General features: G+C 66.5%; 9 protein-coding genes. 4 read left to right on the forward strand and 5 right to left on the reverse strand.

Features of this window, described 5'->3' with window-relative positions; genetic code table 11:
• The first annotated feature begins 142 nt into the window (after window positions 1–142).
• The 4 genes from D7V93_RS28245 to D7V93_RS28260 are packed head-to-tail and all read left to right on the forward strand — an operon-like array spanning window position 143 to window position 6,601.
• Window positions 143–2,629 (forward strand): type VI secretion system Vgr family protein, encoded by a 2,487-nt coding sequence (locus D7V93_RS28245; RefSeq protein ID WP_120646340.1) that lies wholly within the window; start codon window positions 143–145, stop codon window positions 2,627–2,629.
• An 18-nt stretch (window positions 2,630–2,647) separates the two neighbouring features.
• The gene (locus tag D7V93_RS28250; RefSeq protein WP_120646341.1) at window positions 2,648–4,936 is read left to right on the forward strand and encodes an amidohydrolase family protein; all 2,289 of its coding nucleotides are present in this window, start codon (window positions 2,648–2,650) and stop codon (window positions 4,934–4,936) included.
• 19 nt (window positions 4,937–4,955) lie between these two features.
• Window positions 4,956–6,044 carry a hypothetical protein gene (locus D7V93_RS28255; RefSeq protein ID WP_147451380.1) on the forward strand — a complete coding sequence of 363 codons (1,089 nt, stop codon included), beginning with the start codon at window positions 4,956–4,958 and terminating at the stop codon, window positions 6,042–6,044.
• Between the two features lie 23 nt (window positions 6,045–6,067).
• On the forward strand, window positions 6,068–6,601 hold the full coding sequence (locus D7V93_RS28260; protein WP_120646343.1) for a hypothetical protein: 534 nt from the start codon (window positions 6,068–6,070) through the stop codon (window positions 6,599–6,601).
• On the opposite strand, the gene D7V93_RS28265 is transcribed toward D7V93_RS28260, so the two are convergent.
• The 5 genes from D7V93_RS28265 to D7V93_RS28285 all read right to left on the reverse strand — a co-directional run bounded on the left by D7V93_RS28265 (window position 6,585) and on the right by D7V93_RS28285 (window position 9,905).
• On the reverse strand, window positions 6,585–6,974 hold the full coding sequence (locus D7V93_RS28265) for a hypothetical protein (protein ID WP_120646344.1): 390 nt from the start codon (window positions 6,972–6,974) through the stop codon (window positions 6,585–6,587). The two genes, D7V93_RS28260 and D7V93_RS28265, sit on opposite strands and share 17 nt — an antisense overlap.
• Window positions 6,975–7,035: 61 nt before the next feature.
• A complete protein-coding gene (locus tag D7V93_RS28270; RefSeq protein ID WP_208723174.1) occupies window positions 7,036–7,437 on the reverse strand; it encodes a MarR family winged helix-turn-helix transcriptional regulator in 402 nt (133 codons plus the stop codon).
• A 120-nt stretch (window positions 7,438–7,557) separates the two neighbouring features.
• Window positions 7,558–8,334 carry a zinc-dependent metalloprotease gene (locus tag D7V93_RS28275; RefSeq protein ID WP_120646346.1) on the reverse strand — a complete coding sequence of 259 codons (777 nt, stop codon included), beginning with the start codon at window positions 8,332–8,334 and terminating at the stop codon, window positions 7,558–7,560.
• A gap of 11 nt (window positions 8,335–8,345) precedes the next feature.
• Window positions 8,346–9,131 (reverse strand): trypsin-like serine peptidase, encoded by a 786-nt coding sequence (locus D7V93_RS28280; RefSeq protein WP_120646347.1) that lies wholly within the window; start codon window positions 9,129–9,131, stop codon window positions 8,346–8,348.
• A 3-nt stretch (window positions 9,132–9,134) separates the two neighbouring features.
• Window positions 9,135–9,905: a zinc-dependent metalloprotease gene (locus D7V93_RS28285; protein WP_120646348.1), complete on the reverse strand. Its 771-nt coding sequence runs from the start codon at window positions 9,903–9,905 to the stop codon at window positions 9,135–9,137.
• Between the last annotated feature and the right edge of the window lie 356 nt (window positions 9,906–10,261).

The raw sequence follows: 10,261 nt of genomic DNA on the forward strand, positions 1-10,261 counted from the left end.
GGCAGGTTGCCGGGGGCCCCTCTCCTGCCGCGGGCGGCCCGTACGCCCGACTTCACCCCACATCTTCGCGCAGTGCAGCGCACACACACTCCTGGTATGGTAGCCCTTTCAGTCGCCAGCCACGCAGCGACGGGGGAAGTCCATGCCCAATGCCAAGTCACCCGCCTTCACCTTGCGGGTGGGATCCCTTGAAGCCGGGTCGCTTGTCGTCGAACGGCTGCAGGGGGAAGAGGGCCTGAGCCGCCTCTACGACTTCAGCGTGGACTTCGCCCCCCTGGCGCCCGAGTCATTCGACACCGCGCCCCTGGTGGGGGCCGAAGCCCTGCTCACGATGGTCCAGCCCGGCGGAACGCCGCGCCACGTGCATGGCATGGTGCGCACCGTGGAGGCCCTGGGCCTGCGCGAGGGACGCTGGCGCTACCGCGCGCAGCTCGTGCCCGCGCTGTGGCGCCTCACCCAGGTGAAGCGCAGCCGCATCTTCCAGGGCCAGTCCGTACCGGACATCCTCAAGGACGTCCTCACCTCCGCCGGGGTGGAGGTGCGTGTCAGCCTTCACGAAAGCTACGCCCCGCGCGAGTACTGCACCCAGTATCGGGAAACGGACTTCGACTTCCTCAGTCGCCTGATGGAGTGGGAGGGAATCTTCTATTTCTTCGAGCACTCGGAGGAAGGACACGTCCTCGTTGTCGGGGATGCCCCCAGCGTCCATGAGGCTCCGCCCGGCGGCGCTTCGCTTCCCCTGCGCTCCGAGGACCGCCGTGTCGAGTCGGGCGAATACCTGACGGACCTGCGGCGCGTGCGCCGGCTGCGCTCGGGTGCGGTGCACCTCAAGGACTTCGATTTCGAGAAGCCCTCGCTGGACGTGTCCGGCAAGTCGAAAGCCCCCGAAGGCACGGAGTTGCTCGAGCTGTATGACTACCCCGGAGGGTATGTGGCGCCTGGCGTTGGCAGGTCGACCGCCAGGGTGCGCATCCAGGAAGCCACCCAGGCGTCGCTGACATTCGAAGGCGAGGGCATCTGTCCCCGCCTCACCTCCGGCCACCTGTTGCAGGTGGAGGACGACGGCACGCACGAGGGCCGCTACGTCGTGGTGAAGGTGCTGCACCACGGCGGTCAGCCGGAGACCCACGGCGGCCGCGAGGTGCTTGGGGGGCTGTACCGCAACCAGTTCCAGTTGCTGCCCGCCAGCGTTCCCTTCCGCCCCCGGCGGCTCACGCCCCGGCACCGGATCTCCGGACTCCAGACGGCGCAGGTCGTGGGAGCGGCCGGAGAGGAGATCCACACCGACGCGCATGGCCGCATCAAGGTCCAGTTCCACTGGGACCGGGAGGGCCAGCGGGATGACAAGGCGTCCTGCTGGGTGCGCACCAGCCAGGCCCTGGGCGGCCCCGCCTGGGGCGCGCTCGTCCTGCCGCGCATCGGGCAGGAGGTGGTGGTGCGCTTCCTGGAAGGCGACCCGGACCGGCCGTTGGTCGCGGGCTCCGTCTACAACGGCGCCAACGCGACGCCCTACGCGCTGCCGGACGAAAAGACGAAGAGCACCCACAAGAGCGCCTCCAGCAAGGGCAGTGACGGCTTCAACGAGCTGCGCTTCGAGGACGCCAAGGGCCAGGAGGAGGTCTTCCACCACGCCCAGAAGGACCAGGACCTCGTCACGGAGAACGACAAGGACCAGGAGATCCGGGCCTTCGAGGACCTGCTCGTGAAGAAGGAGCGCTCACGCACCGTGGAGGGACACCACTTCCTCTTCGTCTCCAAGGAGGATGTCGGCATCGTCGAGGGCCACCAGACGCTCCAGGTGCGCAAGGACCGCACCAGCAACACCCAGGGCAGCCACGACGAGTCGGTGGAAGGCAACCAGACGGTGACGGTCGCCGGCAAGTCGACGGTCTTCGTCGCGCAGGGCGCGATCATGAATGTGGGCGCCGCGCGGGCGCAGACCATCGGTGGGGCCTCGCTGCTCAACGTGGCGCTCGCGTACAACGAAGCCACGGGAGGACTGCGCTCGCTCCAGGTGGGCGGCGCTTCCACCGAGTACGTCATTGGCATGCGGCAGGAGTCCGTGGGCGGGGACAGCACGCGCAAGGTAGGAGGGGACTTCGTCACCGAGGCGAAGCGTCAGCTGACCGTGACGGTGGGCAAGGACCTGGGCGAAGAGGCCGGGGCCGAGTCGCAGGTGAAGGTGGAGGAGGCGACGGCCTGGCTGGCGAAGACGTTCGGACTCAAGGCGGACCGCTTCTCCCTGATGGTGGGAGACAACCTCATCCTCGAGATGGAGAAGTCCGGCGCGGTGAAGCTCTTCGCGAAGACGCTCACCGTGGACGGCTCCGAGGTGAAGTTCAAGGGCGCGAACGTGAAGATGCTGGGGTCCGGCTCGCTCAAGAACCAGAAGGCGAAGCTCAAGGACATCGAGCAGCTGACGCAGGCGAAGCCCGGTCCCATGGAGTTCCAGCTCAAGGGGCCGGACGGCAAGTCGCTCTCCAACGTGGCCTTCGAAGTGGAGCTGCCGGACGGCACCGTGCAGAAGGGCACGCTCGATGGCAGCGGCAAGGCGAAGTTGAAGGACGTCCCGCCCGGCACGTGCCGGGTCACCTTCCCCGACCTGGACGCGGGAATCTCCCAGAGCTGAAGCAGTCCCGAGGCCCCCATGAAGAACTACACCGTCCAGGATGGCGATACGCCCCAGGCCCTCGCCTCGCTGTTTGGCTTCAACGACTGGAAGAACATCTATGAGCACAAGTCCAACGAGCCGCTGAGAGGCAAGCGCGGGCCCAACGAAATCCAGCCCGGTGACAGCGTCACCATCCCGGATGCCTTCATCGAGCTGCCTGTCGGCTCCAGCGCCACGCTGCTCGCGTCGGACAAGCTGCCGCTGCCGCCCGTCATCATCGATGCGCACATGCACATCATGAGCGGCAACTGCACGCCGTTTCCCGTGGCGTACTACACGCAGCTGGAGCCACGCTTGGGCGGCATCCTGTCCCCCGCCAGCTCGCGCAAGTTCCTCAACGGCGTGGGCAGCACCCTCATCGTCAGCTTCTTCCAGCCCTTCCTGGGCTGGTCCCCACGCACCACGCTGCAGATTGGCCGGGACACCGTCGACCAGAACGACAGCGTGTTCTCCGCCTTCCGCAAGTCCGACGCGACGAAGCACCTGCGCGACGGCCAGCCGTCCTTCCTGGGCATCTCCATCGTGCTGACCATGGACATGGACCTGTGCCACCTGGATGGCTACAAGGGCCAGAGCGTCTACACGAAGGTGAAGGTGCCCGGCACGAAGAAGTCTGCCTATACCTTCAGCACCCGGCTCACGGGCGACGTCCACGAGCGGCCCGACCTCAGCACCGCGCACCCCGGCGAGTTTGGCATCTTCGAGCAGTGGAGCGCGCAGGTCCTGGCCACGAAGACAGCATGCGCCGAGCACCCGCTGCGGCTCATCCCCATGTATCACTACGAGCCGCGTCGCTTCTCGCAGTGGACGGGAAAGGAGCAATCCTTCCAGGAAGCGTCACTGGCGCCCGGTTGGGACCGGCCCTTCTCCGAGCTGGCCACGAAGGAACAGGCAGGCATGTTCGCGGGCTTCAAGATGTACACGTCGCAGGCCTACCAGCCCACCGACCCGAACGTGCCGGCCCTGGCGAAGTTCTTCGAGCGGTGCGCCAAACAAGGCGTGCCCATCATGAACCACTGCACTCCGAGCGGGCACTTCACGCACGACCGCAAGCTCTACATCGAACTGGACAAGGCCGCGGCGGGCGCGCTCAGTCAGGCGGACAAGGACGCCTACGAGGACGCGCGGAAGAAGCGTGAGGTGTACCTGGATGCGAGGGAGCGCTTCACCGAGAAGGAGAAGACCTTCAAGGACTACTGCCAGCAGCACGGCCTGCCGCTCGACCCGCACCTGTATCAGCAGTACGGCACGCTCGCGCCGGACATGGCCGTGTCCGCGCTGCCAACCGACCCCGAGTACTGGAAGGCCTACGGCGAATACAACGACGCCCTCGCCGACCAGGATGAAACGGGCGAACGCTACGAGCGCGCCGCACGCATCGTCCGCATGCACGAGGACATGCCGGCGCGGCTTGCGAGGGCGGGGGGTGACACGCAGAAGATGCTCCAGGACCCGCCGCTGCGCCTGAAGTACTTCAAGGAGAAGCACCTGCATCCGGAGGCGTGGCGCCCCCTGCTGGCACGTCACGAGAACCTCAAGCTGTGCCTGGCCCACTTCGCCTCGGACCGGTGCCTGTGGTGGCACTACCTGGAGGACGAGAACAGCCAGTGCTTCGACGAGGACGACGTGCCCTACGAGAAGAACTGGGTGACGTCCATCATCGAGCTCTGCGCGAAGTACGACAACTTCTTCACGGACCTGTCGTACCTGCCCCTGCTGGAGCCGCTGAAGCCTTCTCCAGAGCGCTCGAAGAAGGAGGCGCAGGCCCACAAGAAGCTGGAGAAGAACGACCAGTTGCCCTTGATGTGGGAGGGACTCGCCAAGGTGTGCAAGCAGAAGCACATGCTGTCGAAGATCATGTTCGGCACCGACTGGTACATGATCCTCGCGTCGAAGAAGAAGTACTCGAAGTGGTACGAGGAGACCATCAAGGGGCTGGCGCTCGTCGAGGAGCGGCTCAACCTGCCGCGGAAGATCAACCTCTTCTACCAGTTCGCGGTGGTGAACCCGATGCGCTTCTACGGGCTGCCCGCCATCGCGGACAACCTCAAGAAGGGCATCGAGGCCTTCGTCGAGTCGGGGGTGCTGACGGAGAAGGAGAAGAAGAAGCACTTCGCCAGGACGCAGAAGCGGATGATGCGCAACCATCCCATCCTGAAGAACCTCGCCGCCGTGCTGGAGAAGGTGGAGAACGCTCCAGGGGACGACAAGGGCCTGCTCTACGAGGACCAGGTCCGCTTCGTGAACGTGGCGCCTCCGTCGTGACCTGCCTCCTGGAGCCTGAATGCCTCCCGTGATTCCCACGCTGAGCCAGAGCCTGCCCTTCCCGTCGGAGGCCCGAAGCCAGACGCTGCCGGTGCCCGCGGAGCAACTGGCGTTGGTGATGCCTACGGCCCGGCCTGGCGCCGCGGCCGTCATCCTCTTCGACGAAACCCTGCGCCTGCTGGAGTTGGGCGCGGGCTCCGCCCAGACGTCCCGGGTGGACAAGGGCTACCTGCCGCAGGTGTCCGGAGGGAGCCTCCAGGCCATCTCCCCCGCGGTGGTGCCCGATGCGTGCGCCTACCTCCAGTCGCGGCTGCTGGTCGTCTACGACCTGGCGAAGCAGCGCCACCAGATGCACCTGGCCACGGACGACCTGGAAGAGACGCCGGTGGAAGCCCGGTGGCTCTCGGTGGAGCCGCGCCACATCGCCGTGCTGGTGCGGGACCTGACGCGCTACCTGGACACCGGACAGGTGGACTTCCGGCTGCGCGTGCTGGACCTGGGTGGGCCCGAAGCGGAGACGGTGGGCCAGCTCGAGCTGGGCAACGACGGCGGCTTCGTCTGGGACGCGGGCGCCGGAGTGCTCGTGCTGCGCAAGGACAATGCCGTGCAGGTGCACGGCCCCGCGCTGGACGGCCCCCTGGACCATCCACTGGCGCGCGCACTGGGCGCCCTGCTCGCGGGCTCCGGAGGGCTGCGATTGGAGGGGCTGCGGCTGCATCCCACCCAGCCGGTGGCGGTCTTCACCGTCGCTGGCGTCGCGTCCTCGGAAAAGGACCAGGACCGGGACGTGAGCGGCATCTGGCGCGCGACCTGGGATGCCCAGGAAGCGAAGCTGACGCCGCTGGTGAAGCTGTCACCCCTGGAGCGGGTGACCCTCGGGGAGTTCTCGCCCGACGGGGGCTGGCTCACCTATCACCAGACGGAGCCAGACCCGCCGCGCCTCTATGCCCAGCAGGTCCTGGGGACGCCGGGGCCGCCCTACGCACTGGGCCCGCTGGAGGACGCGGAGAACCTGCTCTGGACACGGGCTCCGCTGGCGCTCGCGGCCGTGATGCCTTCCAAGCAGCGCGTCACGCGGTGGGACTTCGGCAAGACTCCGGCGCCGTAACGAAGGCTCTGGAGATCGCGCGCATGGATGGAATCCCACCGTTCAAGGAAGCCTTGGTGCCCTTGCGTGATTCGCTGGCGCGAGACGGGGATCCGACGCACATCTCCTGGGTCTTCAGAGAGGACCTTCAGCTCATCGGACGCCGGCAGCCCGTCATCGTAGATGGATGGGAGACCTTCCCTCCTCGGATTGCGATTCGAGCGCCGCTGCGGGAGTCAAACGAGCAGCTTGCACACGAGCTCTTCGAGCGAGCGCGAGGCCTGGGAGTGGAGATCTGCTCGCTCTGCCGGTTCGGGTCGACGACCGCTTGCTACGTCTGGGGGCCTGAAGATGCGGGCGCTCAACAGGCGATGATGATGTGGACGGACAAGGTGAAATACGCCCGTCGCCTCCCGTTCGAGGACGCGGTGCGGGTAGAGAGCCCCGTTGCCTGGGCCTTGAGGAAGCTTCCCACGGTGCTCATGCGCCGAAGAGGCACCTGGCTGGATTTGATTCCGAGCCGACGTGAAGCCGAGGCAGGCCGCCGGTTGGCAGGCCCTGTCACGGGAGCGGCCTGAGATCAGGTTCGACGAACCGGGCCCGCGCATCGGGTCCGAAGAGGACCTCACGCGAGTAGTAGTCGTCGAGGAGCTCCTTCCTCTGGAACTGGGGGTTGTGGTCGAGGAACTCGGCGAAGTCACGGCACGGCCCGATCTCCGTCCGCTCGCCTACGAGTCGGGCCCACGCGACCGTCACGGTCTCGTGGTACTTCTCCGGCACTCCGAGCTGACGGGTCAGGCGCTGCAGTCCAGCGCGGGCGAACTCGACGGCGGCGTCCCTCCCGGCCCTGCGCGTGTGGAGGTAGACAACACGCACATGGTCGAGATGAGGGAACTCGCTCAGCTCACCTCGTGAGAACCGTTCGAGAAGGGCGCTGTCGTTCAGGGTCATCCCACGCGTATACTACGAAATCGTATCATATGCGAGTGGGCTGACGCAGCCGGGGAGAGGTTCAGGTGAGGTCTTCGAGCCGTTGCATGAGGGCATTGTGGCCCTGGACGGCGTCGCGGCCTGCTTGCGCGAGCTTCTTGTCGACGCGCGTGAAGGCGGCTGCGGCTGCCTTGCACAGGACGGAGCCTGCGTCGGTGCTCGCGACGAGCAAGGAGCGTCCGTCGGCGGGGTTGGGGGAACGCTGCACGTATCCGTGCTTCTCCAACCGCGACACCAGGCTGGTCGCCGTGGACGCCTGGATGTGCAGCGCCGCCATGACTCCGGTCATCGTCATGGGGCCGGACGCGAGTGCGGACAGCAAGACCGCTTCTCCGGCACTGAGGCCGGTGCCTTCGAGCTCGGCCTCCAACAGCCTCGCCACCTTGTGGCCACCGACAAGCAGTCCGGTGGTCAACCCCGTCATTGAACCCTTCATCGACCCCGACGCAGCCATGGTTCGCCCACCTCCATCGCCGCAGTATGTCCGCAGCACCCGCGTGAAGGGGCTACATCGTGGGCTGCTCGTACGTCACGTCCGTCGTGCTCAACACTGGTAGAGGGCACGCAACGCGATGATGTCCGTGCTGGTGAACTCGCCGGTCTCGTTCGGCCGGGGGCAGGAGTTCATGAGCGACCCGTTCACCGTGGCCGTGCTCGGCGTCCCCGGGATGAGGATGGCCCCCACGCCCGCGGTGCCTTCGTTGCCGGCGGTGCCGCAGCTGATGGCATGCGAATAGAAGTCCGAGTGGCGCAGCCCGAGCGCGTGGCCAAGCTCGTGGGTGATGACCCACTCGGCCATGTCCAGGGTCGCGGTCTGCAGCCCCGTGCCGATGCTGATGGTTCCGTAGGGCCGACCGCCGGAGGGAAACCCAGACGAGCCGCTGTTGCCGGGAATGGTCGTCGCGGTGATGTTCGCGCTGCAGCCCGTGGTCGGTCCCCGCACCATGGAGAAGCAGAGCCCCAGGGCATTGTAGTTGGCGATGGCCAGGTCCAACCCCTGGCTGAGCCGGCTGTAGCTGTTGAATGTGGAGGTGGGGTTGAGGCAGATCCTCGTCACGGCGGCGGTGCTGACCAGGTTGGTCGTCCGGTATTGCTCCGCGCTCCCCTCACCGGGCTGGAGCATCTCGCGGGACGCCGTGAGGGACACGTGAGCGTCATTCCCCACGTACACGGCCTCCTCGACGACCCGGATGTCGGCGGCCGGAAAGCCGGCTTCGACCAGGTTGGAGACGATCTCCTCGTTCTCGATTCGCGGGTCGGTACCGCAGCCAGCCAGGACCGCGCCACAGCTCACCACGACGACTGCCGCTCTCTTGAACATGGTTGTTCCCCTCAGCGTTCGACGATGTCCTCGGGCTGCAGGTACTGGGACGCTTCGACAATCGCATCCACGGTCCAGCCCCGGTTGGACCCTCGGCCGGTCTCGTCGCAATCGCCGTCGGTGTGGATGCCCAGCAGGTGTCCCTGGCGGTTGAGCACGCCAGCACCGGAGCTCCCCACCAGGGTGTCCAGGTCCGAGTAATAGACAAGCCGATTACATGAATCCAGGTACCTGCCTTCGGCGATGACCTTGGGCCGTCCCCGGGGGTGCTGGATGATGACCAGCTGCTCGCTGGGCCGGGCCGACAGCAACACGGGCGCGACCGTGGGAAGCTGGTCCAGCGCGATGAGCGCGTAGTCGGGTTCGAGCGCCTGCTCGATGACGGTGCCCTCGGTCACCAGCGGGTCCCCGTCAGAGGCGTCCTCGAAGTTGAAGACCATCAACACCCGGTCGCCCGGCCCGACACAGTGGCCCGCGGTCACCACCACCGGTCCCGCGCTCGCTTCAATCAGCGTTCCGGTGCAGCGTCCTTCGATCAGCACGACTGCGTCTTCGCTGGCCTGCACGGCGTCAGCGAGCTCGCCCAGGTAGAAGTTGATGGGGGTGAAGTTGGGGGTCGGGCCGCACTGCGAAAGGCTGCCCACCTCCGGTACCGTCGTCGGACTCCCGCAGACTGGCGGATCCTCCTCAGGCACCGCGGGCACCGCGTCTCCACAGGCCGAAAGGCCCAGGAGGACGGTGCCCGCGAGGATGCGGGCCCACAGCGTCAGGGATGAAGCTGGGGGCCGGGTTGCCATGGCTTAGTAGAGGGCGTTCAGCGCGGTGCGGTCAGAGCTGGTCCACTCGCCGGTCTCGGTCGAACGGAAGCAGGAGTTCATGATCGAACCGCCCACCGTCGCCGTGCTCGGCGTGCCGGAGATGAGGATGGCGCCTACGCCCGCGGTGCCCTCGTTGGAGGCGGCGCCGCCGCAGCTGATGGCGCGGTTGTAGTAGTCCGAGTGGCGGAAGCCAATCGTGTGGCCGAGCTCGTGGGTGATGACGTGCTCATTCACGTCTACGCTGTAGGTGTTCAGCGAGGTGCCGATGTTGATGGTCCCGTAGGGATTGCCGCCCGAGGGGAAGCCCGCGGAGCCGCCGGCGCCGGACGTGACCGTCGCGGTGATGTTCGCGCTGCAGCCGGTGGTCGGGCCGCGCGCCATCGAGAAGGACAGCCCCAGGCCATTGTAGTTGGCGATGGCCAGGTCCAGGCCCTGGCTCAGGCGGGTGTAGCTGTTGAACGTGGAGGTGGGGTTGACGCAGATCTTCGTCTTGGTGGAGCTGACGAGGTTCGTCGTCCGGTACTGCTCCTGGGTGCTCTTGTCCGTCTGGAGCATCTCGCGGGACGCCTCGAGCGTCACGAGGGCGTCGCGGCCGACGTACACCGCGTCGTCGACGACCATGATGTCGTTCTCGGGGAAGCCGGCCTCGATGAGGTTGGCGACGATCTCCTGGTTCTCGACCTGCGGGTCGCTACCGCAGCCGGACAGCAACGCGCCACAGCTCGCAACGAGGACTGCCGCTTTCTTGAACATGTCTTTTTCTCCGCTCAGTCGGGGGATGCGCAGCCGCCTGACCTTCCCGTCAGCCGCGGACCGCGTGCACGGCCACTGAGCAACTGTCGGGCCATCCGCTCGGCCAGAGGGGAATAGCTGGCTTTCGTTGAATTAACTGGAGCCCCAACACACCATGCGAAAATGGGAGGACCGTAAAGGAACGTGACACCTGGAAGCGCAAGCAGCCGCTCCAACGGGGCTTTTACCTCCCATGGGCAGCCCTCCCGATTCTCGGACAGGGGTGTCTTGGAATCAGTCACCGGCCCTCCGCCCTCGACGCGGTAGGCCAGCAGGTACGCGTGAATGCACTCCCGGTGTATCCCGTCACCCATGCC

The organism is Corallococcus llansteffanensis (genome assembly GCF_003612055.1).
Taxonomy (GTDB): Bacteria; Myxococcota; Myxococcia; order Myxococcales; family Myxococcaceae; genus Corallococcus; species Corallococcus llansteffanensis.

Coding starts and splice junctions, on each gene's coding strand:
- D7V93_RS28265 (WP_120646344.1), bottom strand. CDS start 6,974: ATGACCCTGAACGACAGCGCCCTTCTCGAACGGTTCTCACGAGGTGAG.
- D7V93_RS28270 (WP_208723174.1), bottom strand. CDS start 7,437: ATGACGGGGTTGACCACCGGACTGCTTGTCGGTGGCCACAAGGTGGCG.
- D7V93_RS28250 (WP_120646341.1), top strand. CDS start 2,648: ATGAAGAACTACACCGTCCAGGATGGCGATACGCCCCAGGCCCTCGCC.
- D7V93_RS28245 (WP_120646340.1), top strand. CDS start 143: ATGCCCAATGCCAAGTCACCCGCCTTCACCTTGCGGGTGGGATCCCTT.
- D7V93_RS28275 (WP_120646346.1), bottom strand. CDS start 8,334: ATGTTCAAGAGAGCGGCAGTCGTCGTGGTGAGCTGTGGCGCGGTCCTG.
- D7V93_RS28255 (WP_147451380.1), top strand. CDS start 4,956: ATGCCTCCCGTGATTCCCACGCTGAGCCAGAGCCTGCCCTTCCCGTCG.
- D7V93_RS28260 (WP_120646343.1), top strand. CDS start 6,068: ATGGATGGAATCCCACCGTTCAAGGAAGCCTTGGTGCCCTTGCGTGAT.
- D7V93_RS28280 (WP_120646347.1), bottom strand. CDS start 9,131: ATGGCAACCCGGCCCCCAGCTTCATCCCTGACGCTGTGGGCCCGCATC.
- D7V93_RS28285 (WP_120646348.1), bottom strand. CDS start 9,905: ATGTTCAAGAAAGCGGCAGTCCTCGTTGCGAGCTGTGGCGCGTTGCTG.